The following is a 23,759-nucleotide window of genomic DNA, read 5'->3' on the forward strand; positions in this document are numbered from 1 at the left end:
AGAGGAGCGCACCGAGCGTCATCAGGATGTGCCAGTAGCCCGGTGATCAACGCTCCAGTTAGAACAGCTTCAGCGGCTCTTCCTGCAACGCTGACATCTGCTCACGGAGGATCAGTATCTGATCGCCCCAGTAGCGTTCGGTGCCGAACCAGGGAAAGCTCATGGGGAAAGCCGGATCATCCCAGCGGCGCGCCAGCCAGGCGCTGTAATGCATCAGGCGCAGCGCGCGCAAGGCTTCGATCAGCGGCAGTTCGCGTGGGGCGAAGTCGTGAAATTCGCTGTAGCCATCCACCAGTTCTGACAGCTGTCCGAGTCGCTCGTGACGTTCGCCGGCAAGCATCATCCAGATGTCCTGCACCGACGGCCCCATGCGGCAATCGTCCAGATCAACCAGGTGAAACGCATCATCACGGGCGAGGATGTTCCCGGGGTGGCAGTCGCCATGCAGGCGGATCGGCTGAAACTCGGTGCGGGCGAAGACATCATCGACGCGCTTCAGCAGGTCGCGCGCCACCGACTCGTAAGCCGGTAGCAGACTCTTGGGCACAAAATCCCCTTCAAGCAGCGTCGCCAGCGACTCATGGCCGAAATGCTGGGCATTGAGTGTTTCGCGGTGCTCGAATGGTCGGCTGGCGCTGACAGCATGCATGCGGCCCAGCAGCTGGCCGAGGCGGTAGAGCTGATCCAGATTGCCCGGCTCGGGGGCGCGGCCGCCACGGCGGGGAAACAGCGCAAAGCGAAAGTTGGCGTGTTCGAACAGGGTTTTGCCGTCACGCTCGAATGGCGCCACGACCGGAATCTCGCGATCGGCCAGTTCTTTGGAAAACTGATGCTCTTCGAGAATGGCCTCGTTGCTCCAACGGCCTGGGCGATAAAACTTCGCCACGATCGGCGTTTCGTCCTCGATGCCCACTTGATAGACGCGGTTTTCGTAGCTGTTCAATGCCAGTACGCGGGCGTCGCTGATAAAGCCGGTGCTTTCCACCGCATCGAGCACAAGGTCAGGCGTAAGCGTGTCGAAGGGGTGGCTCATAGTCGGCTCCGCAGGCGGGCAACCAGTGTATTGCACTGGTGTGTTTACACAACCGCGCAGTGCCTTACTACTCGCCAGGCTTCGGTGTTCGCGCCAGGCAATACACATCCACACGCGACGCGCCAGCGCGCTTGAGCAGGCGGGCCAGTGCCTCGGCGGTTGCGCCCGTGGTGAGCACATCGTCGACGATCGCCAGATGACGGCCAGTCAGGCTCCGGTCGTCACTCAGAGCAAACGCCTGGCGCAGGTTTCGGCGCCGACTCGCCGCATCGAGCTGCTGTTGCGACTGGGTATCCTGGACTCGCTGCAGAATCTTCGTATCGACCGGGATCGCCAATGCCGAGCTCAGCCAGTCGGCGATCATCTGCGCCTGATTGAAGCCGCGCTGACGCAAACGTTTGCGGGCCAGGGGCACCGGCAGCAAGGCGTCGGGACGCGGTAAACCCTCATCGAACGCGTGCTGCAAATGACGTGAGAGCTGCTCCGCTAGCAGTCGGCCGAGTGGCCATTGGGATTGGTGTTTGAAGCGGGTGATCAGGGCGTCTACCGGAAAGGCGAATCGCCACGGCACGCTGACCTGGTCGAACGCCGGCGGCCGCTTCAGGCATTCGCCGCAGATCAGACCGGAGGTCGGCAATGGCAAGGCGCAACGGGAGCAGTGCTCTCGCAGCCAAGGAAGCTCGGCCTCGCACGGGCCGCAGACCGATTGACCTGTTTCGCAGCGCTCATCACACAGCGCACAGTAGTGATCAATATTTAACCAGTTGTAAACCATGATTCCTTTCCTGGTTGACAGCGCCTCGGCCTTGGCTAACCATTTCGCATCCGTGCCTGGCTACCGAGCCGCCATTCATTACAAGGATCACTCATGAGCGCCACTGCCGCTTCCGTTACCCGTCACGACTGGAGCCTCGCTGAAGTCAAGGCGCTCTTCGAACAACCCTTCAATGACCTGATCTTCCAGGCTCAGGGCGTGCACCGCCAGCACTTCGATGCCAACCGCGTCCAGGTTTCGACATTGCTGTCGATCAAAACCGGCGCCTGTCCGGAAGACTGCAAGTACTGCCCGCAGTCAGGCCACTACAACACCGGCCTCGATAAAGAAAAGCTGATGGAAGTGCAGAAGGTCCTGGAAGCGGCTGCCGAAGCCAAGGCCATCGGCTCGACGCGCTTCTGCATGGGCGCCGCCTGGAAGCATCCGTCCGCGAAGGACATGCCTTACGTCCTGAAAATGGTTGAAGGCGTGAAAGCCCTGGGGCTGGAAACCTGCATGACCCTCGGCAAGCTCGACCAGGAGCAAACCAAGGCACTGGCCGCCGCGGGCCTGGACTACTACAACCACAACCTTGATACCTCGCCGGAGTTCTACGGCAACATCATCACCACTCGCACCTATGCCGACCGTCTGGAGACGCTGAGCTATGTGCGCGAGTCGGGAATGAAGATCTGCTCAGGCGGCATCCTCGGGATGGGCGAGTCGCTGAACGACCGCGCTGGCCTGCTGATTCAACTGGCCAACCTGCCCGAGCATCCAGAGTCGGTGCCCATCAACATGCTGGTGAAGGTCAAGGGCACGCCTTTGGCCGACGAGCAGGACGTCGACCCCTTCGATTTCATTCGGATGCTTGCCGTGGCGCGGATCATGATGCCGAAATCCCACGTGCGGCTGTCCGCCGGTCGCGAGCAGATGAACGAGCAGATGCAGGCCCTGGCCTTCCTCGCCGGCGCCAACTCGATCTTCTACGGCGAGAAGCTGCTGACCACCGGTAACCCGCAAGCCGACAAGGACATGCTGCTGTTCAAGCGCCTGGGCATTCAGCCCGAAGCGCGTGAAGAGCACGACGACGAAGTGCACCAGGCTGCCATTGAGCAGGCGCTGGTCGAGCAACGTGACAGCAAGCTGTTTTACGACGCCGCGTCGGCCTGATTAGCGCCAACAAAAGTACGACTCCTGTAGCCGCGAAGCTCCCGATGCATCGACGCGGCTACAGGTTCGCCAGCAAGCTGGCTCCTACAGAAGCCCCTCTGCCATGCCGTTCGATCTTGCTTCACGTCTCGCTGAGCGCCGCGCCGCCCACCTCTATCGTCAACGCCCTTTGCTGGAAACACCGCAGCAGCCGGAGGTGACGGTCGATGGCGAACAGTTGTTGGCGTTCTGCTCCAACGACTATCTCGGGCTGGCCAGCCATCCTGATGTGATCCTCGCCATGCGGCAGGGCGCCGAGCGCTGGGGCGTGGGCGGCGGTGCCTCGCATCTGGTCATGGGGCACAGCACACCGCATCACCAGCTCGAAGAGGCTTTGGCTGAGTTCACCGGTCGGCCACGCGCTTTGCTGTTCTCCACCGGCTATATGGCCAATCTGGCCGCTGTTACCGCGCTGGTGGGGCAGGGCGATACGGTGCTGGAAGACCGGATCAATCACGCGTCGCTGCTCGACGCCGGATTGCTCAGCGGCGCGCGCTTTTCCCGTTACCTGCACAACGATGCGGACAGCCTGGCGAAGCGCCTGGACAAGGCCACCGGCGACACGCTGGTGGTCACTGATGGTGTGTTCAGCATGGACGGTGATCTGGCCGACCTGCCCGCGATCTGCGCGACTGCGAAAGCCAAGAATGCCTGGGTCATGGTGGACGACGCTCACGGCTTCGGCCCGTTGGGTAAGACCGGGGGCGGCATCGTCGAACATTTCGGCCTGGGTATTGATGACGTGCCGGTCCTGGTCGGCACGCTCGGTAAAGCCTTCGGCACCGCTGGGGCCTTCGTAGCGGGAAGCGAGGAGCTGATCGAGACGCTGATCCAGTTCGCACGTCCCTACATTTACACCACTAGCCAGCCGCCTGCGGTGGCCTGCGCAACGTTGAAAAGTCTGAAGTTGCTGCGCCGCGAGGGCTGGCGTCGAGATCATCTGAACGGTTTGATTGCACGATTCCGCCAGGGCGCGGCCGAGATCGGCCTGACCTTGATGGACAGCCCAACACCGATCCAGCCGATTCTCATCGGTAGCAGCGAGCGGGCCCTGAAGCTTTCGGCGGCGTTGCGCGAGCGCGGGATTCTGGTCGGTGCCATTCGCCCGCCGACCGTGCCTGCCGGCAGTGCTCGGCTGCGGGTGACCTTCAGCGCGTCGCATAGCGAAGCGCAGGTGGAACGACTCTTGGATATCCTGGCCGAATGCTGGAATCGAATGGCCGAGGAGCCTGAAGCAAATGCCTGATCAGCTGTTTTTGCTGCCCGGATGGGCGTTTGGCCCGGCTGCGTTGCAGCCTTTGTGCGAGGCTTTGTCAGAGCTTGCGCCGGATCTCGATGTAATCATCGAGCCCTTGCCGGAGCTTGCCGAGGCCGGTGCCTGGCTGGATGAGCTCGACTGCCGTGTACCCGATGACAGCTGGTTGGCCGGTTGGTCGTTGGGCGGGATGCTGGCGTCGCAGCTCGCAGCGCGTCGCGTGGACTCCTGCCGCGGGCTGGTCACCATTGCCAGCAATCTGTGCTTCCGCGCTCGGCCACAATGGCCCGAGGGCATGGCACCGGATATCTTTGACGCCTTTCAAGAGGCGTTCCGGCTTGACCCCGAGGAAACATTGAAACGTTTCCGTCTACTCTGCAGTCGCGGTGGCTACGATCCGCGAACGCTGGCCCGTCAGCTGGAAGTCAGCCAGTCCGATTCTGCGCCGGCTGTGCTCGATGCCGGCTTGCAGTTGCTCGCTGAGCTGGACGGTCGCGGCGCGCTGCACGGCTATTTCGGACCGCAACTACACCTGTTCGCCGGTGGCGACGCGTTGGTGCCACCGACGGCCTGTGACGCACTTCGACGCTGGATGCCGGGCATCGAAGCCGAACTGATCGCGTCGACCAGCCATGCTCTGCCGCTGGAGCGGCCTGATGACGTGGCGGCAACCATCGCGGCATTCATCAGGGGCAGAGCAAAATGACGGATGCGGCCACGGCACCGACGTTGGAGACGGAAAGCGCCCTGCCTGACAAACGTCAGGTCGCGGCGTCATTCTCCCGCGCTGCGTCCAGCTATGACGCCGTGGCCGATCTGCAGCGCACGGTCGGTAACACGCTGATCGAGCGTCTGCCCTGCTCAACGGCGCCGGCGCGCTGGCTCGACCTGGGATGTGGCACCGGCTATTTCTCTCGAAGCCTTGCGAGCCGTTTCCCTGCTGGCGAAGGCGTCGCGCTGGATATTGCCGAAGGCATGCTGCGCCATGCTCAACCTCTGGGCGGCGCGAGCCGTTTCATCGCCGGCGATGCCGAATGCTTGCCGCTGCGTGATGCGTCGGTAGATCTGATTTTTTCCAGTCTGGCGCTGCAGTGGTGTGAAGATTTCTCCGCCGTACTCGGCGAGGCGAAGCGGGTGCTGCGTCCTGGTGGTGTGTTCGCCTTCAGCAGTCTGTGCAGTGGCACGCTGCAAGAGTTACGCGACAGCTGGCAGGCGGTGGACGGTTTTGCTCATGTGAATCGCTTTCGTTCGTTCGGCGCGTACCAGCATCACTGCACTCACAGTGGTTTGCAGCTGGAGCGGTTGGAGGTCGAGCCGGAGGTGCTGCATTTCGCCGAGCTGCGGCAGCTGACCCACGAACTCAAAGCGCTCGGCGCACATAATCTGAACCCTGGCCGTCCGGGCGGGCTGACCGGTCGCGCACGTATTCGTGCGCTGATCGATGCCTACGAGCGGTTCCGCACGCCGAGCGGGCTCCCGGCGACCTATCAGGTGGTGTATGGCGTGTTGTGCAAGGAGTTGACATGACCGCAGCTTATTTCGTCACCGGCACAGACACCGAAGTTGGCAAGACCACCATCGCTGCCGGGCTCCTGCATGCGGCGCGGCTGGCCGGGCTCAGCACGGCAGCAGCGAAGCCGGTCGCATCTGGTTGCGAAATTACCGCCGAAGGCCTGCGCAACAGCGACGCGCTGGCGCTACTCGGTGAGTGCACACTGCCGCTGCGCTACGAACAGGTCAATCCTATGGCTTTCGAGCCGGCGATAGCGCCGCATCTGGCCGCTCGCGAGGCTGGTGTCGAGCTGAGTGTCGCGGCGCTGGCCGAGCCGGTTCGTCGAGTGTTGGCGTTGCACGCTCAGTTCTCTCTGGTGGAAGGCGCAGGTGGTTGGCGCGTTCCGCTGGCAGGAGACGAAACACTTTCCGATCTCGCCATAGCGCTCAGCCTCCCGGTCATCCTCGTGGTCGGCGTGCGCCTTGGCTGTATCAACCATGCGCTGCTCAGCGCCGAGGCCATCGAGCGAGATGGACTTAGGCTGGCAGGGTGGGTCGCCAACATCGTCGATCCTGCCACCTCACGGTTGCAGGAAAATCTCGCGACCTTGGAGCAGCGCCTTGAGGCATCATGCCTCGGCCGGGTGCCGCGCTTGGCGACTGCAAGCCCGGCGGAGGTTGCGCGCTACCTCGACCTGTCAGCGCTCCGTCTCATGCCGTTCAGGGCGTGAACACGCGTTTGTTATAGCGACGTGGAACTGGCGTCAGCGGAGCGGCTCTGGTATCAATGATAGCTATGTGATCTCAGAGGGGTTGAATCATGCAGATCAACAACAGCCTTTTATCGGCCGGCCTTGGCGTGTACCAAGCCGGACAGCAGCGAGTTGACCAGGCCAGCGGCGTCGTGGCTGATCGCACCCTGCCGGCTGCCCAAACCTCTCAGGCCGTGGCTGACACGGTCGAGCTGACCGAGCAACTGGTTCAGATGAAAGTGGGTGAGCATCAGGCCAAAGCCGGCGTCCGCCTTCTGCAGACTGCCGACGAAGTACTCGGCACCTTGGTCAACACCAAAGCCTGACCTGCGCCGGCCTGTCTGGCCGGCCGTCTCGCCCGATCTCGGGCACTGCTATCCCTGTCTATGGTTATTCAGATGCCGACGAATGGCGTCATGGTCGCTGCTTGACATCGTTCAGGCCTAAACGTATGTTTCAAACGCCTGTTTGACCTGCCGGGGCGATGCCGGATGGTCCAATCAAATCAAGCGTGGCTGATCTGTCGGCCACCTGAATCAAGAACCCACTGCTGAGGTTTACGATATGCCTGACTACAAGGCCCCCTTGCGCGATATCCGCTTTGTACGTGACGAATTGCTCGGCTACGAAGCGCACTACCAAAGCCTTCCGGGTTGTGAAGACGCCACCCCGGACATGGTTAACGCCATTCTTGATGAAGGCGCCAAGTTCTGTGAGCAGGTGATTGCCCCCCTCAACCGAGTAGGCGACACCGAAGGTTGTACCTGGAGCGAGAGCGGCGTGAAGACGCCCACCGGCTTCAAAGAGGCTTATCAGCAGTTCGTGGAAGGCGGTTGGCCGAGCCTCGCCCATGATGTCGAACACGGTGGTCAGGGCTTGCCTGAATCGCTGGGCATGGCCATCAGCGAAATGGTCGGCGAAGCCAACTGGTCTTGGGGCATGTACCCCGGCCTGTCTCATGGCGCCATGAACACCCTTCACGAGCACGGCACGCCCGAGCAGCAGCAAGCCTATCTGACCAAGCTGGTTTCCGGCGAGTGGACCGGCACCATGTGCCTGACCGAGCCGCATTGCGGCACCGACCTGGGCATGCTGCGCACTAAGGCCGAGCCTCAGGCTGACGGCAGCTACAAGGTTTCAGGCACCAAGATCTTCATTTCTGCTGGCGAACACGACATGGCCGACAACATCGTCCATATCGTTCTGGCTCGCCTGCCCGATGCGCCGCAAGGCACCAAGGGTATTTCGCTGTTCATCGTGCCGAAGTTCCTGCCGAACGCCGAAGGTGGCGTAGGCGAGCGCAATGGTGTTTCCTGTGGCTCGCTCGAGCACAAGATGGGCATCCACGGTAATGCTACTTGCGTGATGAACTTCGACGCTGCCACCGGCTTCCTGATCGGCCCGCCGAACAAGGGCCTGAACTGCATGTTCACCTTCATGAACACGGCCCGCCTGGGTACTGCTCTGCAGGGCCTGGCTCACGCCGAGATCGGTTTCCAGGGTGGCATCAAGTATGCGCGTGAGCGCCTGCAGATGCGTTCGCTGACCGGCCCGAAAGCTCCTGAGAAAGCCGCTGACCCGATCATCGTGCATCCGGACGTACGCCGTATGCTGCTGACCATGAAGGCCTTCGCTGAAGGCAATCGTGCAATGCTTTACTTCGCTGCCAAGCAGGTGGATATCACCCAGCGCAGCAAGGATGAAGAGCAGCGCAAGGCCGCCGATGCAATGCTGGCGTTCCTGACGCCGATCGCCAAGGCGTTCATGACCGAAGTTGGCTTTGAAGCGGCCAACCATGGTGTGCAGATCTACGGTGGTCACGGCTTCATCGCCGAGTGGGGCATGGAGCAGAACGTCCGCGACAGCCGTATCTCCTGTCTGTACGAAGGCACCACCGGCATCCAGGCGCTCGACCTGCTGGGCCGCAAGGTGCTGATGACCCAGGGCGAGGCGCTGAAAGGCTTCACCAAGGTCGTGCACAAGTTCTGCCAGGCCAATGAAGGCAACGAGGCGGTCAAGCAGTTCGTCGAGCCGCTGGCCAAACTGAACAAAGAGTGGGGCGACCTGACCATGAAGGTCGGCATGGCCGCGATGAAGAACCGTGAAGAAGTCGGTGCTGCTTCGGTGGACTACCTGATGTACTGCGGTTATGCCTGCCTGGCCTACTTCTGGGCCGACATGGCGCGTCTGGCTTCGGAAAAAATCGCAGCTGGCGAAGACGCGGATGGCTTCTACACCGCCAAGGTGCAGACGGCGCGTTTCTACTTCCAGCGCATCCTGCCGCGCACCCGTACCCACGTTGAAACCATGCTGTCCGGAGCTGACAACCTGATGGACATGGACGAAGCGCACTTCGAGCTGGCCTACTAAGGTCTCTCGCAAAAAAAACCGCTGCTACGGCAGCGGTTTTTTTTGTCTGTTTTTCGCTATGCCAGTCATTGTTGTTCACCTCGTGGGTGAACCTGTCATCAAGTGCAGGCAGAATGCCTGCTTTCCTCACGGGCGTTACCGGAACCGCCGTGCCTCGTCTGAGTCCAGCTCGCTTCAGTCATTTCTATGCACCCCTGGCGCTATTGGCCGGAGGGCTTGTCGCTGCGCGTCAACCGACGCTGAATGAGTTCTTCACGTCGCTGTTCAATGTGCTGCCCACCGTGTTGCTGTTGCTAGGCGGGGCCTTTTGCATCGCCTATGCGCGGGTTCGGGAGACCTTTCTGCTGCTGACGGTTTATATCGTCTATTTCCTGCTCGATACCCAGGTCGACCATTACCGGCTCACCGGCGCGCTTCTGCCAGAGGCTGCACTCACGTTCCACCTGTGCAGTCTTCTCTTGCCGGCGCTCTACGGTCTGTATGCCCTTTGGCAAGAGCGTGCACATTTGTTGCAGGACGGTCTGGCACGGCTCGCTGTCGTATTTGCCGTTTCGGTCTTGGCGCTGGCCTTGGCGCGGCGCTTCCCTGCGGGGGTGCTCGACTGGCTGACGGAAGTTCGCTGGCCGTCATTGCAGGCTGACTGGCTGCAATTGATCCAGCTGGCCTATCCAGTATTTCTGATCGCCATAATCGGGGTGCTAGCGCAGTACCTGCGGCGGCCACGGCCAGTGCACGCGGCGCAGTTGATTGCGCTGATCGGCCTGCTCCTGATGCTGCCTCAGGTATTCAGTCGACCCGGTGCGCTCAACGTCTTGAGCAGCTTGATGATGCTGGTGTTGGTAGTCTCCATTGCCCAGGAGGCCTATCAAATGGCGTTTCGTGACGAGTTGACCGGCCTGCCTGGCCGTCGCGCCCTAAACGAGCGGCTGCAGCGCCTGGGGCGTCACTATGTAATCGCCATGGCCGACGTCGATCGGTTCAAGGCCTTCAACGACACCCACGGACACGACGTGGGGGACGAAGTGCTGCGTCTCGTTGCGAGCCGGTTGCGCAAGGTCGGTGGCGGTGGTCGTGCCTACCGCTACGGGGGTGAAGAGTTCGCGCTGGTATTTCCGGGGCGTGAGCTGGCGCATTGCCTGCCGCATCTGGAAGCCGTGCGGCAGGCCGTCGAGAGCTATCCACTGCAGCTGCGCGACAAGTCCAGTCGACCGAAGGATGCGGAGCAGGGGCGGCAACGCCGCGGTGTCGCTTCGGCAGCGGCGGTCTCAGTGACCATCAGCATCGGCGTCGCCCAGCGCCTGATGACGCAACGCAGCCCCGAGGAAGTCATCAAGAAGGCCGATCAGGCGCTCTATAGCGCCAAGGGTGCAGGGCGCAACTGCATCCGATCGCATGGAGAGAACCGCCGCGGTGCGATGCGTACGTTGAAAGAGGTGAGCGCCGACGGCTAGGCGCAGCTGGAAAACAGCCGGTGTTAACGGTGCGATCGGTGGGGCAGCCGGCGGTTATGGCGGCGCATTCAGCGCCTGCAATGTGATGGCGAGCGGGTCGATCTGACAGTAGCGTGGCGGCATAACAATGCACTGTGCTGTTCTGGAGAACGATATGCCCGCTTACAAGGCTCCCCTGCGCGATATGCGCTTTCTGATCGACGAAGTGTTCGACTTTCATGGCAGCTACGCGGCCAACGGTGCAGAAGACGCGACGCCTGACACGGTCAGCGCGATCCTCGAAGAGGGCGCCAAGTTCTGCGAGCAGGTCCTTGCGCCACTTAACCGAAGCGGTGACGAGGAAGGCTGCCATTTCGACGACGGTGTGGTAGTGACCCCGAAGGGCTTCAAGGAAGCCTTTGCGCAGTATGCTGAAGGCGGCTGGATGGGCCTTGCCTCGGATCCTACCTATGGCGGTCAAGGTCTGCCTCACTCGCTGGGGCTGGTGGTCGGCGAGATGGTCGGCTCGGCGAATACCTCCTTTGGGATGTATCCGGGGCTGACCCATGGCGCCATGGCTGCGATAGCCGCCCACGGTACCGACGAGCAGAAACAGGCCTACCTGACGCGCATGACCGAGTGCCGCTGGACCGGCACCATGTGCCTCACCGAATCCCATTGCGGCACGGACCTGGGCATCATCAAGACCCGTGCGGTACCGCAGGCAGATGGCGGCTATGCGATCAGCGGCACGAAGATCTTCATCTCCGCCGGCGAGCACGACATGAGCGAGAACATCGTGCATCTGGTTCTGGCGAAACTCCCCGACGCCCCGGCCGGAACCAAGGGTATTTCACTGTTCATCGTGCCCAAGTTCCTGCCTGACGCGACCGGAGAAGCGGGCGAGCGCAACGCTGTCGCCTGTGGCTCCATCGAGCACAAGATGGGAATCAAGGCCTCGGCGACCTGCGTGATCAACTTTGATGGTGCCAAGGGTTTCCTCATCGGTGAGCCCAACAAGGGTCTCAACTGCATGTTCACCATGATGAATCATGCTCGGCTTGGCACCGGCATGCAGGGCTTGTGCAGTGGCGAGGCGAGCTTCCAGGGCGCCATCCAATACGCCAACGAGCGTTTGCAGATGCGCGCACTGACCGGGGCGAAGTTTCCCGAGAAGCCTGCCGACCCAATCATCGTGCACCCCGATGTGCGACGCATGCTGCTGACCATGAAGGCGTTCAACGAGGGCAACCGAGCCCTGGCCTACTTCACCGCGCAGTTGCTCGATCAAATACACAGCCCGGACGCCGACAAGCGTAAGGAAGCCGAGGATCTGCTCGCGTTTCTCACCCCTATCTGCAAGGCCTTCATGACCGACACGGGGTTGGAAGTGACCAATCTCGGCATGCAGATATTTGGCGGCCACGGGTACATTCGAGAGTGGGGCATGGAACAGCTGGTGCGGGATTGCCGCATCGCGCCGATCTACGAAGGTACCAACGGCATTCAGGCACTCGATCTGCTGGGCCGCAAGGTCCTCGGCAGCCAGGGCAAGCTGATGCTTGGTTTCACCAAGCAGGTACACAAGTTCTGCGAGGCTAACGCGCAGCATCCTCAGCTGCAGCAATACGTCACGCAGCTGGCTGGCCTGAATCGCGAGCTGGGCGAGATCACCACCCGAATCGGCATGGCCGCGATGAAGAACCCTGACGAAGTTGGCGCGGCCTCGGTCGACTACCTGATGTACTGCGGCTACCTGATTCTCGGCTACTTCTGGCTGCGCATGGCCGTAGTGGCACAGGGCCGGCTCGACGAGGCAGGCAGCGATGCGGCCTTCTATCAGTCGAAGCTGACCACTGCCGAGTTCTACTTTGCTCGCCTGCTGCCGCGCACCGCAGCCCACAAGGCAGCCATCGAGGCCGGTAGTGCCAGCCTGATGAGGCTGGCCGCTGACCAATTCGCTTTCTGATCCATCAGCAAACTCTTTAGCCCGCCTCGTGCGGGCTTTTTTATGGGCGATATCAGCTGGGCCTCGTGGATGGGGGGCGCACCAGCAAGGCTGCCTTAAGCGTCGAGATGGGAACCGGTCAGTCATTTAAAGACGCTTCGGGCGCCGATTGGTCTTCAGTTAGACTCGCGAAACTGCTGCGGCCAATCGGCCGGGTGACACGTTTTCTGCGAGGTCTTTCCATGGCTGACTACAAAGCACCGCTGCGCGATATGCGTTTCGTCCTGAATGAAGTCTTCGACGCCCCGAAGCTCTGGCAGACGATGCCAGCGCTAGCGGAAGTCGTCGATGCGGAAACCGCCGAAGCCATCCTCGAGGAGGCGGGCAAGATCACTGCCAATTCCATTGCGCCGCTCAACCGCAGTGGTGATGAGGAAGGCTGCCGCTGGGTCGACGGCGCGGTAACCACCCCGGCGGGATACCCGGAGGCCTATCGCCTTTATGCCGAAGGCGGTTGGGTCGGTGTAGGCGGTGACCCAGCCTACGGCGGCATGGGTATGCCGAAAGCAATCTCGGCGCAGGTCGAGGAGATGATGAACTCGGCCAGCTTGGCGTTCGGTTTGTACCCCATGCTGACCTCCGGCGCCTGCCTGTCCATTTACGCCCATGCTAGCGAAGAGCTGAAGCAGAAGTACCTGCCGAACATGTATGCCGGTGTCTGGTCCGGCTCCATGTGCCTGACCGAGCCACACGCTGGTACCGATCTGGGCATCATTCGCACCAAGGCCGAGCCGCAGGCGGACGGATCGTACAAGGTCAGCGGTACCAAGATCTTCATTACCGGTGGTGAGCACGATCTCACCGATAACATCATTCACCTTGTACTGGCCAAACTGCCCGATGCGCCGGCCGGTTCCCGCGGTATCTCGCTGTTTCTGGTGCCCAAAGTTATGGTCAACGAAGACGGCAGCCTTGGGGAGCGCAACAGCCTCGGCTGCGGTTCGATCGAGCACAAGATGGGCATCCAGGCCTCGGCCACCTGCGTCATGAACTTCGACGGTGCCACCGGCTGGATGGTCGGCGAGCCGAACAAGGGCCTGGCAGCGATGTTCACCATGATGAACTATGAGCGTCTAGGCGTGGGTATTCAGGGTTTGGCCACGGGCGAGCGTTCCTATCAGAGCGCCATTGAGTACGCGCGTGAGCGTATCCAAAGTCGCGCGCCGACTGGTCCGGTAGCGCAAGAAAAGGCCGCCGACCCGATCATCGTGCATCCGGACGTGCGCCGTATGCTGTTGACGATGAAAGCGCTGAATGAAGGTGGCCGCGCGTTCTCCAGTTACGTGGCGCTTCAACTGGACATCGCCAAGTTCAGCGATGACGCCGAAGCCCGCCAGCGTGCCGAGGCACAGGTGGCCCTGTTGACGCCGGTGGCAAAAGCCTTCCTCACCGACATGGGGTTGGAGACCACTGTCCATGGTCAGCAGGTGTTTGGCGGCCACGGCTTCATCCGTGAGTGGGGGCAGGAGCAGCTGGTGCGCGACTGCAGGATCACTCAGATTTACGAAGGTACCAATGGTATCCAGGCGCTGGATCTGCTCGGACGTAAGGTTGTGGGCAGTGGTGGTGAGCTTTACAGCGCGTTTGCCGAAGAAATCCGCGGCTTCTGTGCAGCAGCGGGCAGTGAGCTTGAAGAGTTCACGGCGCCTCTGAAAGCAGCACTGGAGAACCTTGACGCCCTCACCGCCTCTGTCATCGACAGCGCGAAGCGCAATCCCAACGAGATCGGTGCGGCCTCGGTCGAATATCTGCATGTGTTCGGTTACACGGCTTACGCCTATATGTGGGCCCGGATGGCTGAAGCCGCACTGGGCAAAGAGGCCCAGGACGACTTCTATGCCAGCAAGCTAGGCACCGCGCGGTTCTATTTCGCACGACTGCTGCCTCGCATCCACTCGTTGAGCGCCACCGTACGGGCCGGCAGTGAATCGTTGTATTTGCTGGATGCTGCGCAGTTCTAAAAAAGCTCAATCCGTGAAGGCATATTGAAATTAATTGGCCATCTTTGGGAACAATGTGCCATTGCCTCAGTCATAGATCTGCTTCGCTTGTAGTCAATCGCTTACACGCAACGCCAAGGAAAGGTTTGTGTGTAAGTGAATGCTTACAAGTCGTGGTGCGAACTGCTACTACAGGTTTCTCTGACCGATCGGTAGTCTTTTCCGCCATGGACGCTGCGTAGGGAAGCGCTTCAGCCACAAAACGGACGCGTAGCGGAACGACGCCAGGGAGGCGTAAGTCACGGATGTCGGTTACAGTCTGCAAAGGCCCCGCTTCGGCGGGGTTTTCTTTTTTCAAAAAGCGGAAACCCGGCGTTACCTGATTCATTGATTTCTCAATGAATCGAGTTTCTATCGACTAGCTCCAGCCGGGTTTCGCCTGAGGCTCGGGCAGAATGGCGATCTGGCGCAACGGTGTCACACAAGCCGCTAACAATCCGTGCTTCCTGATTTTGGCGCCTGATGACCATCAGAGTCATCGACGCCGTGTCGCTTCACGCCGGCATGCAGACGCCGGTGCCCCCCAGCCCACAGTATCCGCCTGGGTTTTTCGCCAAATATTGCTGGTGATAGGCTTCGGCGTAGTAGAACGCTGGCAGATCGCCAATCTCTGTGGTGATGCTGCCCAGCCCGTGCTTGTTCAGTTCTGTCTGAAAGCGCGCTTCGCTATCGCGTGCCATTTCGAGTTGAGCCTCGGTAAAGCAATAGATGGCCGAGCGGTACTGAGTGCCAATGTCGTTGCCTTGGCGCATGCCCTGTGTTGGGTTGTGCGCCTCCCAGAACAGCTTGAGCAGGTCACCATAGGAGATCTGCTGGGGATCGAAGACTACCAGCACGGCTTCAGTGTGCCCGGTGAGGCCGGAGCAAACTTCTTCGTAGGTGGGGTTTGGCGTGTGGCCGCCGGCATAGGTCACTGCGGTTGTCCAAACACCGGGCTGCTCCCAAAAACGTCGCTCTGCTCCCCAGAAACAGCCCATGGCAAACATGGCCTGTTGCAGGTGCGCCGGGAAAGGTGGTTGCAGCGGGTTGCCGTTGACGAAGTGGGCTTCGGGTACCGGGACGGGTGTGGCGCGTCCGGGCAGGGCTTGTCCCGCATCAGGTAGCGCTTGTTTATGAACGAGAATTTGCGAGCGCAGGGTCATTGTGGTCCTCGTGCCTTGGGCAGGTTTTCAGCTAGCCTAGGCTACCAAGCTGACAAATCCAACGCGCGCGTGCCTGGACGGTAGGCGCAGACCGTCAGAGCCAGTGTGGGTATCGGCGTAGCGAGGTCAGTAGCTGGTCGCCGGGGATGGGTTTGTCGAACAGGTAGCCCTGCCCGATATCGCAGCGCTGATGGCGCAGGAAGTTCAGCTGCTCGACCGTCTCGATGCCTTCCGCAACCACCTTCAGATTAAGGTTGCGAGCCATAGCAATGACCGCTGAGGTGATCTCGATATCGTCCTGGTTATCCGGGATGTCCTTGATGAAGCTGCGGTCGATCTTGATCACGTCGATGGGGAATTTCTTCAGGTAGCTCAGCGACGAATAGCCGGTACCAAAGTCGTCCATGGCCAGCGTGACCCCGAGGGCCTTGAGGCCTAACAGTTGCTGGCGGGTCTCTTCGGTCGCTTCGAGCAGCAGGCTTTCGGTCAATTCCAGCTCCAGGCGGTCGGGCGGCAGCTGTTCTTCGGAGAGAATGGCGGCGATAGAGCCGACTAGATCGGGGTCTGAGAACTGCTTGGGTGACAGGTTGATCGCGACCTGTGGTGTGCCGATACCCAACGCTGCCAGCTGCAGTCCCATCTTGCACGCTTCACGTGCAACCCACTTGCCTATCGGGATGATCAGCCCTGTTTCTTCGGCAACGCCGATGAATTGATCTGGGCGGATCATGCCTTTTTCAGGATGGTTCCAGCGCAGCAGCGCTTCCAGTCCTTGCAGCCGACCGCTGCGCAGGCAGAGCTTGGGTTGATAGAAGACCTCGAGCTCATTCTGCACCAGCGCACGGCGTAGATTGTTTTCGACGAACAACTTGTAGTTGGCCTCGGCATGCAAGGCTTCGGTAAACACCTGTACCTGATTCTTGCCGTTGGCCTTGGCCTTGTGCAGGGCTTGGCCGGCGTGTTTCATCAGCGTCTCTGGATCACGGCCATGCAGAGGCGAGCAGGCCAGGCCGAGGGAGGCGCTGACGCTGATCAGCTGCTTGTCGACGAACAGGGGTTTGTCGAGTATGCGCAACACTTGATGCGCCAGCAGCTGGCCCTCTTCCAAGTCCATGTTGTCGAGTAGGAGGGCAAATTCGTTGCTGGCAAAGCGCGCGAGCACGCTGTCGCGGTTGAGGCTATTGCGCAAACGGCGAGCCAGGCTGGCCAGCAGTTTGTCACCGGTCTGGTGCCCGAGGCTGTCATTGATGCGCTTGAAGTTGTCGATATCCACCAGCAACAGACACAGCTGAGGATCTTTGCTGGCGGCGAAACGCTCCTCGATACTGCGGATGAAAAACGGACGATTTCCGAGGCTGGTCAGGTTATCGGTATAGGCCAGGCGTTCGATGTGCTGCTGCGCCAGCTTGCTCTGCGTGATGTCTTCGTAAATGCCGATGTAATGCGTGAGCTCACCGCTTTCGCCAAATACCTTGGAAATCGACAGCTGCCCCCAGTAAGGCTCCAGATTTTTGCGGCGGCTTCGGAATTCGCCCTGCCAGCTGTTGCTCTGTGACAACGCCGATGAGGTGTCAAACAGCAATTCGCTGAGGTTTTCCAATGCAGTCAGGTCCGCCAGGCGGCGACCACGCACTTCATCGGCTGAAAACTGGGTGATGGAGGTGAAGCTCGGGTTCACGTATTCGACGATGCCGTCACGGTCGACCAGGATGAACGCGCTTGCACTCTGTTCGACGGCGCGTTGGAAGAGGTGCAGGGTGTGAGTGGCACTGACGCGCTGCTGATTGGCCAGTACCTGAGCGTACTGATCGGCCAGTTCGCCAGCGAACGCTACCTCATCGGCATGCCAGACCCTGACGCAGCCGGAGTGTTCCAGGCAGAGCACGCCGAAAACTTCCCCACCCACCCGGATCGTTGCGTCAAGGATCGACGTGATGCCTCGTGGCTTGAAGAATGACTGAGTGAGTTCCGCTGTGCGGATGTCTTCGGCAACGTTTTGCACGTCGATCACTCGTCCACTGTGCAGCGCGTCCATGTAACGCGGGCAAGCCGATATGTTCAGTGATGATGGGTATTCCAAACTGCCGCTGTCGCGGCAGTAGGCTGCAATAGCCTCTAGCTGATCTCCCTTCAGATGCCATATCGAGGCCCGAGCAATCCCATAGGCTTCGCTGGCGGCCTGGGTGATCAGCTGGGCTGCTTCTAGTTGTGGGTCAGCTGCGCTGTAACGGTGCCGTGCCAGGCGCACAATAAGGCTCTGTTGAGCACGGGAGCGAATCAGGTGTTCGAGGTGCTCATCCTGGGCCTGCTGATAAAACTCCAGGGTCGACCGTAACTTTGCGTTCTCGGATTCCAAGGCTGGGGAGGCCCGCTCTGCATGGGGTTCGACAATCAGGTAGCCACGCACCAATTCTCGACCATACTGTTGGCAGAGTTCGCCGATCTCCAGCATGTCCAGCGGCCCACCGCAGGTGTGCAGGCAATAACGAATGGAGTAGTGGCCCAGGGTTGCCAGCTGCGCCTGCACGACGTCATGAAGTTTAAGGCGAGCCTGCGGCTCCATGAGGCTGGCGTAAGGCGAGTCGATGAGAGAGCAGAGATCCTGCGCAGGTTGGCCCAGGTAACGCTCGCAGGCGGGATCGAGAAACAGCAGGGCCCAGCTGGATTCGTTCAAACGCTCGAAACGCAGCATGCCCAGCCTCGAAGGCACGGGCAACTGCGTCACAACCTCGGTCGCCAAACGGCTGGCGGCATCGGTATGTATTTTCATCGAGCGGTTTGCTTCCAGTATGCTGCGGAGTCGCTTCGTTAGCCGCAGCTTAGACGCTTTCTACGGCGTGGCGATGGCTAAATAATATTAATTACCGCAAGGGTGCATCATGCAGCAGGGACTGACAAGTCGGCTATCAAAGTTACTGTTAATCTCGATTTTCCTGATCACCAGCGGACAGCTCAAGGCTGCCGAGCCAAATACCTTGAGCTCGGATGAGTCGTCCCGCTATCTGGGCGCGCTCAAGACGCTTTATCTCACCCAGAACGAACGAAAAGCCCTGCTTGCGCACAGCAATGCGCTGCTTAAAACCTATGGATTGCGTTCGGCCTATCAAGTCGGGCAAGCCAACCCAGAGGATCTCGAATACCAGCTCAGCGCTGGAGCGCCTGGCGAGTTGCGTATTCGTGAGGAGCGCCGCGATGCGTCCGGCAACGTCGCTGTACGTAACCGTGGGTTCTCGGTGTTCGGCATGGACCCCTACATTCAGTACCAGTGCCCGCCGCAAGGCGTGGCCTGCACTTTCGTCGGCGCAGCGGGCGGCGAACCATGGCTGACCATCCTCCGTGACCCCAAGGGGGCCGAGGAGCTGGCGAAGGCGCTGTCATTCCTGTTCCGCAATCTGCAGAAGGGCTAAGGACGTTTAGCGTTATCTCACAGACAAAAAACCCGCCTGAAGGCGGGTTTTTTGTAACTCATCGGATCACAACAGCATCGTGCGGATGTCCGCCAGCAGCTCGGACAGGCGCTTGGTAAAGCGCGCCGCCGCGGCGCCGTTGATGACGCGGTGGTCATAGGACAGCGACAGCGGCAACATCAGGCGAGGCTGGAAGGCCTTGCCATCCCACACCGGCTGCATGGTCGCCTTGGATACACCGAGGATCGCCACTTCCGGCGCGTTGACGATTGGCGTGAAGCCGGTGCCGCCAATATGACCAAGGCTGGAGATGGTGAAGCAGGCGCCCTGCATGGCGTCGGGCGACAGCTTCTTGGTGCGCGCCTTCTCGGCGAGCTCAGCTGCCTCGGCTGCCAGTTGCAACAGGCTCTTCTGATCGACATTCTTGATTACCGGCACCAGCAGGCCGTCCGGCGTATCGACGGCAAAACCGATGTGCACGTACTTTTTGCGGATCACAGCCTTGCCGCTAGGGGCTAGCGAGGCATTGAACTCCGGCAGTTCCTTAAGCAGGTGTGCACAGGCCTTGAGCAGCAGCGGCAGCACGGTCAGTTTGACGCCTGCTTTCTCGGCGACAGCCTTTTGCGAAACGCGGAATGCTTCCATTTCGGTGATGTCGGATGACTCGAACTGGGTCACGTGCGGGACGTTGAGCCAGCTTCGATGCAGATTGGCAGCGCCCACCTGCATTAGCCGGGTCATTGGCACTTCTTCGACTTCGCCAAACTTGCTGAAATCGACCTCCGGTATCGGCGGAATGCCCGCGCCACCGGTAGCACCCGCGGCCGGCGCTTGCTTGGCCTTGTGCATCATATTCTTGACGTAGGCCTGCACGTCTTCCTTGAGGATCCGTCCTTTCGGCCCGGTGCCAGGAACATCGGCCAATTCGACACCGAACTCCCGTGCAGTCATGCGGACCGCAGGGCCGGCATGTACCTTGGTGCCGGCCTTGCTTGGGCCGCTCACGGCCGGAGCAGGGGCAGCGGCCGCTTTGGATTCAGGCACGCCTTGCTTGTTCGGCGCGACTGCCTGCTGTTGCGGGGCTGCTTCCTGCGGTTTGGCTTCGGCCTTCTTCGCCGGTGCTGTGCCAGCCACCTTCAGGGTCAGGATCAGGTCGCCGGTCTTGGCATCATCACCGACCTTGATCGACAGGGACTCCACCACGCCAGCCTTGGGCGCGGGAATCTCCATGCTGGCCTTGTCCGATTCAAGGGTGATCAGCGACTGGTCAGCCTCGACGTTGTCGCCGGCCTTGATCATGACTTCAATGACCTTGGCGCTGCCGCTGGAGCCGATGTCCGGAATCCGTACTTCCTCCACGGATTCGCCAGCTGCTTCGGCGGGCTCTTCAGCCGCCTGCTCGCTAAGCTTTTCCTTGGGTGCACTTGGCGCCTGGCCTGCGGGGGCAGGGCTGGCCGCGGCTGGCTTGCTCGCCGCCTCACCCTTGAGAATCAGGATCAGATCGCCAGTGCCGACTTCATCGCCCACCTTGACCGATATGCTTTCGACCACGCCGGCGGCGGGAGAGGGGATCTCCATGCTCGCCTTGTCGGATTCCAGGGTGATCAGCGGCTGCTCGGCGGCAATGGTGTCACCGGCCTTCACTGAGATTTCGATGACGCTGGCCTTGCCGGAAGAGCCAATGTCCGGAACCTTGATCTCTTGCGATTCGCTTTCCTCAGCGGAAGCTGATGCGTTGTCGTCGCCTGCTGGCGTAGGTGCTTCGGCTTCATCAGTCGCACCGCCACTGCCGGCACCGGCCGTCTCGGCAGCGGCTTGCGCCGGCGCCTCGCTGGTCTGTTCTTCTTCGCTCTCAAGCTCCAGCAGCTCATCACCTTCTTTCAGGCGGTCGCCGAGCTTGACCTTCAAGGCTTTCACTACGCCCGCCTTGGGCGCCGGAATTTCCATGCTGGCCTTGTCGGATTCAAGCGTCAGGATGCTCTGGTCGGCTTCGATACGGTCGCCGACCTTGACGAACAACTCGATTACTTCACCCTCACCGCTGCCGATGTCGGGTACGCGTATGGTTTCACTCACAATAGGTTCTCCTGTGCGCACGCATCAGCAATCCAGAGGATTGCGCTTCTCGGGGTCGATACCGAACTCGGTGATGGCGTTGGCCACGACCGTGCGCTCGATGGCGCCGCGAGCGGCGAGAGCCTGCAGGGCGGCGACCGCGACCCAGCGACGGTCGACTTCGAAGAAGTCACGCAGCTTGGCGCGCGAGTCGCTGCGGCCGAAGCCGTCGGTACCCAGCACCTGGTATTCACGCGACGGAACCCACTGGCGAATTTGATCGGCGAACAACTTCATGTAGTCGGTGGAGGCGATGACCGGACCTTCGCGGCCTTCCAGACACTGCTCGACATAGCTCTTGCGGGGTTCGTCGGTTGGGTGCAAGCGGTTCCAGTGGTCCACGGCCAGGCCGTCGCGGCGCAGCTCATTGAAGCTGGTCACGCTCCAGACGTCGGCACCAACGCCCATCTTGGCGAGGATGTCCACCGCGGCGCGTACCTCGCGCAGAATGGTGCCTGAGCCCATCAGCTGCACGCGGTGCTTGAAGTCGCCCTTGGCTTCTTCGAGCAGATACATGCCTTTGAGAATGCCTTCCTCGACACCCTGCGGCATGGCCGGCTGCTGGTAGTTCTCGTTCATCACCGTGATGTAGTAATAGACGCTCTTCTGCAGCTCCATCATCTCGTGCATGCCGTGGTGCATGATCACCGCCAGCTCGTAGCCGTAGGTGGGGTCATAGCTGCGGCAGTTGGGGATGGTGCTGGCGAGGATGTGGCTGTGGCCGTCCTCATGCTGGAGACCTTCGCCGTTTAGCGTGGTGCGGCCGGCGGTGCCGCCCAGCAGGAAGCCACGGGTCTGTGCATCGCCCGCCGCCCAGGCCAGGTCGCCGATCCGCTGGAAGCCGAACATCGAGTAGAAGATGTAGACCGGCAGCATTGGCTGGTTGTAGTTGCTGTAAGCGGTACCGGCTGCGATGAACGAGGAGAATGCACCGGCTTCGTTCAGGCCTTCCTGAAGAATCTGGCCGTCCTTCTCTTCGCGGTAGTACATCACCTGGTCGCGGTCGACCGGCTCGTACAGCTGCCCCACTGGGGAATAGATACCCAGCTGGCGGAACATGCCTTCCATACCAAAGGTGCGCGCCTCGTCAGCGAGGATCGGCACGATGCGCTTGCCCAGGTCCTTGTCCTTGACCAGCTGGGACAAAATCCGGCCAAAGGCCATGGTGGTGGAAATCTCGCGATCGCCGGAGCCGTCGAGTACGGCCTTGAGCGTTTCCAATGGCGGCGTCGGAATGCTGAAGCTCTTCGGCCGGCGCTGCGGCAGGGAGCCGCCGAGCTTTTCGCGGCACTTGCGCAGGTAGCGCATCTCGGCGCTGTCTTCGGCTGGCCGATAGAACGGCAGTTCTTCGAGCTGCGAATCGTTGACCGGAATGTCGAAGCGATCGCGGAATTTCTTCAGGCTGTCGATATCGACTTTCTTGGTGTTGTGGGCGATGTTTTTCGCCTCACCGGCACCCGTGCCGTAGCCCTTGATGGTCTTGGCCAGGATGACCGTCGGCTGGCCCTTGTGGTTGACCGCCTGGTGGTAGGCTGCATAGACCTTGTAGGGGTCGTGGCCGCCGCGGTTGAGCTTCCAGACTTCCTCATCCGACATGCTCTCGACACGCTTGAGCAACTCGGGGTCGGCACCAAAGAAATGTTTGCGCACGTAGGCGCCATCTTTGGCCTTGTAGTTCTGGTACTCCCCGTCGATTGCTTCGTCCATGCGGCGCTGCATGCGGCCGTCTTCGTCGGCGGCAAACAATGGGTCCCACAAGCGGCCCCAGACGACCTTGTTGACGTTCCAGTTGGCGCCTTTGAACACGCCTTCCAGTTCCTGAATGATTTTGCTGTTGCCGCGAACCGGGCCGTCGAGACGCTGCAGGTTGCAGTTGATGACGAATACCAGGTTGTCGAGGTTTTCACGGCCGGCCAGGGAGATGGCACCCAGGGTTTCCGGCTCGTCGCACTCGCCGTCGCCGATGAAGCACCAGACGCGCTGCTTGCCCTTCGGAATGAATCCGCGGTTTTCCAGGTACTTCATGAAGCGCGCCTGGTAGATCGCGGTGATCGGCCCGAGGCCCATGGACACGGTCGGGAACTGCCAGAAGTCCGGCATCAGGTGCGGGTGCGGGTAGCTCGACAGGCCCTTGCCATCCACTTCCTGACGGAAGTTAAGCATCTGGTCTTCGCTCAGGCGGCCTTCCAGGAACGCGCGCGAATAGATGCCGGGGGAGGCGTGACCTTGGTAATAGATCAGGTCGCCGCCATGCTCTTCGGTCGGAGCCTGGAAGAAGTAGTTGAAGCCGATGTCATAGAGCGTCGCGCTGGAGGCAAAGGTGGAAATGTGTCCACCCAGGTCCGGGTCCTTCATGTTTGCACGCATCACCATCGCCAGCGCGTTCCAGCGGACCAGGGAGCGGATTCGACGCTCCATGAACAAGTCGCCGGGCATCTTCGCTTCACGGGTGACGGGGATGGTGTTGCGGTACGGCGTAGTGATGCCGTAGGGCAGCGGGGTGCCGCTACGGGTTGCCAGCTCCCCCATCCGGGTCATGAGATAGTGGGCGCGGTCTTCACCTTCGCGGTCGAGAACTGACTCGAGGGCGTCCAGCCATTCCTGGGTTTCGACGGGATCGAGATCTTGCATGGCTTGCTCCAGGGCGGAAAGGCTTCCAGAATCGGTTGCCTGCTTCGCGGCCGGCTTTGTGAGCCGGTGCGTATATGTTCTTGGATGTGGTGCCGGGGGTAGAGCCGGGCTCTGTAGTTTTACTACAAAACCGCAGCCGATTCAGCCCCCTGTTGGAGT

17 protein-coding genes are annotated in these 23,759 nt (G+C 60.8%); 11 read left to right on the forward strand and 6 right to left on the reverse strand.

Annotation, left to right across the window (positions count from 1 at the left end; translation table 11 throughout):
* Positions 1–58 precede the first annotated feature (58 nt).
* Positions 59–1,033 (reverse strand): serine/threonine protein kinase, encoded by a 975-nt coding sequence (locus ACSSNI_RS01705; protein WP_448258917.1) that lies wholly within the window; start codon positions 1,031–1,033, stop codon positions 59–61.
* 67 nt (positions 1,034–1,100) lie between these two features.
* Positions 1,101–1,808: a ComF family protein gene (locus ACSSNI_RS01710; protein ID WP_448258919.1), complete on the reverse strand. Its 708-nt coding sequence runs from the start codon at positions 1,806–1,808 to the stop codon at positions 1,101–1,103.
* A 93-nt stretch (positions 1,809–1,901) separates the two neighbouring features.
* Between ACSSNI_RS01710 and bioB the strand changes: the two genes are divergently transcribed.
* From bioB to ACSSNI_RS01760, 10 genes are all read left to right on the forward strand, one after another.
* Positions 1,902–2,960 carry a biotin synthase BioB gene (gene bioB / locus ACSSNI_RS01715; RefSeq protein WP_148925376.1) on the forward strand — a complete coding sequence of 353 codons (1,059 nt, stop codon included), beginning with the start codon at positions 1,902–1,904 and terminating at the stop codon, positions 2,958–2,960.
* A 103-nt stretch (positions 2,961–3,063) separates the two neighbouring features.
* Positions 3,064–4,245 carry an 8-amino-7-oxononanoate synthase gene (gene bioF / locus ACSSNI_RS01720; protein WP_448258921.1) on the forward strand — a complete coding sequence of 394 codons (1,182 nt, stop codon included), beginning with the start codon at positions 3,064–3,066 and terminating at the stop codon, positions 4,243–4,245.
* A complete protein-coding gene (locus tag ACSSNI_RS01725) occupies positions 4,238–4,960 on the forward strand; it encodes an alpha/beta fold hydrolase (protein ID WP_448258922.1) in 723 nt (240 codons plus the stop codon). The genes bioF and ACSSNI_RS01725 overlap by 8 nt, the downstream gene beginning before the upstream one ends.
* Positions 4,957–5,781: a malonyl-ACP O-methyltransferase BioC gene (gene bioC, locus ACSSNI_RS01730; RefSeq protein WP_200639903.1), complete on the forward strand. Its 825-nt coding sequence runs from the start codon at positions 4,957–4,959 to the stop codon at positions 5,779–5,781. The genes ACSSNI_RS01725 and bioC overlap by 4 nt, the downstream gene beginning before the upstream one ends.
* Complete coding sequence (gene bioD, locus ACSSNI_RS01735) at positions 5,778–6,476, forward strand: dethiobiotin synthase (RefSeq protein ID WP_200639902.1); 699 nt, start codon at positions 5,778–5,780, stop codon at positions 6,474–6,476. The genes bioC and bioD overlap by 4 nt, the downstream gene beginning before the upstream one ends.
* 89 nt (positions 6,477–6,565) lie before the next feature.
* Positions 6,566–6,823 carry a hypothetical protein gene (locus ACSSNI_RS01740; RefSeq protein WP_200639901.1) on the forward strand — a complete coding sequence of 86 codons (258 nt, stop codon included), beginning with the start codon at positions 6,566–6,568 and terminating at the stop codon, positions 6,821–6,823.
* 238 nt (positions 6,824–7,061) lie between these two features.
* Positions 7,062–8,867, forward strand: a complete 1,806-nt coding sequence (locus ACSSNI_RS01745) for a phenylacyl-CoA dehydrogenase (RefSeq protein WP_159966984.1) — start codon at positions 7,062–7,064, stop codon at positions 8,865–8,867.
* 113 nt (positions 8,868–8,980) lie between these two features.
* Positions 8,981–10,318, forward strand: a complete 1,338-nt coding sequence (locus ACSSNI_RS01750) for a GGDEF domain-containing protein (protein ID WP_200639900.1) — start codon at positions 8,981–8,983, stop codon at positions 10,316–10,318.
* A 154-nt stretch (positions 10,319–10,472) separates the two neighbouring features.
* A complete protein-coding gene (locus ACSSNI_RS01755) occupies positions 10,473–12,266 on the forward strand; it encodes an acyl-CoA dehydrogenase C-terminal domain-containing protein (RefSeq protein WP_200639899.1) in 1,794 nt (597 codons plus the stop codon).
* A gap of 221 nt (positions 12,267–12,487) precedes the next feature.
* The gene (locus ACSSNI_RS01760) at positions 12,488–14,266 is read left to right on the forward strand and encodes an acyl-CoA dehydrogenase C-terminal domain-containing protein (protein WP_200639898.1); all 1,779 of its coding nucleotides are present in this window, start codon (positions 12,488–12,490) and stop codon (positions 14,264–14,266) included.
* Between the two features lie 533 nt (positions 14,267–14,799).
* Here the strand turns inward: ACSSNI_RS01760 and msrA are convergent.
* Both msrA and ACSSNI_RS01770 read right to left on the reverse strand, forming a co-directional pair.
* On the reverse strand, positions 14,800–15,447 hold the full coding sequence (gene msrA, locus ACSSNI_RS01765) for a peptide-methionine (S)-S-oxide reductase MsrA (RefSeq protein ID WP_200639897.1): 648 nt from the start codon (positions 15,445–15,447) through the stop codon (positions 14,800–14,802).
* Positions 15,448–15,541: 94 nt separating this feature from the next.
* Positions 15,542–18,217 carry a putative bifunctional diguanylate cyclase/phosphodiesterase gene (locus tag ACSSNI_RS01770; RefSeq protein ID WP_102837539.1) on the reverse strand — a complete coding sequence of 892 codons (2,676 nt, stop codon included), beginning with the start codon at positions 18,215–18,217 and terminating at the stop codon, positions 15,542–15,544.
* A 109-nt stretch (positions 18,218–18,326) separates the two neighbouring features.
* Here ACSSNI_RS01770 and ACSSNI_RS01775 point away from each other — a divergent pair, with 109 nt between their 5' ends.
* Positions 18,327–18,854: a hypothetical protein gene (locus ACSSNI_RS01775; protein WP_200639896.1), complete on the forward strand. Its 528-nt coding sequence runs from the start codon at positions 18,327–18,329 to the stop codon at positions 18,852–18,854.
* Positions 18,855–18,920: 66 nt separating this feature from the next.
* Here the strand turns inward: ACSSNI_RS01775 and aceF are convergent, their stop codons facing one another.
* Entirely contained in the window at positions 18,921–20,930 is a 2,010-nt protein-coding gene (aceF, locus tag ACSSNI_RS01780) for a dihydrolipoyllysine-residue acetyltransferase (RefSeq protein ID WP_200639895.1), read from the reverse strand.
* A gap of 24 nt (positions 20,931–20,954) precedes the next feature.
* Positions 20,955–23,600 (reverse strand): pyruvate dehydrogenase (acetyl-transferring), homodimeric type, encoded by a 2,646-nt coding sequence (aceE, locus tag ACSSNI_RS01785; RefSeq protein WP_159966991.1) that lies wholly within the window; start codon positions 23,598–23,600, stop codon positions 20,955–20,957.
* Positions 23,601–23,759: the final 159 nt, after the last annotated feature.

The organism is Stutzerimonas tianxiuensis (genome assembly GCF_053470365.1).

What these genes read in the sequence shown, in the direction of transcription:
- ACSSNI_RS01705 (WP_448258917.1), bottom strand. Translation starts at nt 1,033, where the DNA reads ATGAGCCACCCCTTCGACACGCTTACGCCTGACCTTGTGCTCGATGCG.
- ACSSNI_RS01710 (WP_448258919.1), bottom strand. Translation starts at nt 1,808, where the DNA reads ATGGTTTACAACTGGTTAAATATTGATCACTACTGTGCGCTGTGTGAT.
- bioB (WP_148925376.1), top strand. Translation starts at nt 1,902, where the DNA reads ATGAGCGCCACTGCCGCTTCCGTTACCCGTCACGACTGGAGCCTCGCT.
- bioF (WP_448258921.1), top strand. Translation starts at nt 3,064, where the DNA reads ATGCCGTTCGATCTTGCTTCACGTCTCGCTGAGCGCCGCGCCGCCCAC.
- ACSSNI_RS01725 (WP_448258922.1), top strand. Translation starts at nt 4,238, where the DNA reads ATGCCTGATCAGCTGTTTTTGCTGCCCGGATGGGCGTTTGGCCCGGCT.
- bioC (WP_200639903.1), top strand. Translation starts at nt 4,957, where the DNA reads ATGACGGATGCGGCCACGGCACCGACGTTGGAGACGGAAAGCGCCCTG.
- bioD (WP_200639902.1), top strand. Translation starts at nt 5,778, where the DNA reads ATGACCGCAGCTTATTTCGTCACCGGCACAGACACCGAAGTTGGCAAG.
- ACSSNI_RS01740 (WP_200639901.1), top strand. Translation starts at nt 6,566, where the DNA reads ATGCAGATCAACAACAGCCTTTTATCGGCCGGCCTTGGCGTGTACCAA.
- ACSSNI_RS01745 (WP_159966984.1), top strand. Translation starts at nt 7,062, where the DNA reads ATGCCTGACTACAAGGCCCCCTTGCGCGATATCCGCTTTGTACGTGAC.
- ACSSNI_RS01750 (WP_200639900.1), top strand. Translation starts at nt 8,981, where the DNA reads ATGCCTGCTTTCCTCACGGGCGTTACCGGAACCGCCGTGCCTCGTCTG.
- ACSSNI_RS01755 (WP_200639899.1), top strand. Translation starts at nt 10,473, where the DNA reads ATGCCCGCTTACAAGGCTCCCCTGCGCGATATGCGCTTTCTGATCGAC.
- ACSSNI_RS01760 (WP_200639898.1), top strand. Translation starts at nt 12,488, where the DNA reads ATGGCTGACTACAAAGCACCGCTGCGCGATATGCGTTTCGTCCTGAAT.
- msrA (WP_200639897.1), bottom strand. Translation starts at nt 15,447, where the DNA reads ATGACCCTGCGCTCGCAAATTCTCGTTCATAAACAAGCGCTACCTGAT.
- ACSSNI_RS01770 (WP_102837539.1), bottom strand. Translation starts at nt 18,217, where the DNA reads ATGAAAATACATACCGATGCCGCCAGCCGTTTGGCGACCGAGGTTGTG.
- ACSSNI_RS01775 (WP_200639896.1), top strand. Translation starts at nt 18,327, where the DNA reads ATGCAGCAGGGACTGACAAGTCGGCTATCAAAGTTACTGTTAATCTCG.
- aceE (WP_159966991.1), bottom strand. Translation starts at nt 23,600, where the DNA reads ATGCAAGATCTCGATCCCGTCGAAACCCAGGAATGGCTGGACGCCCTC.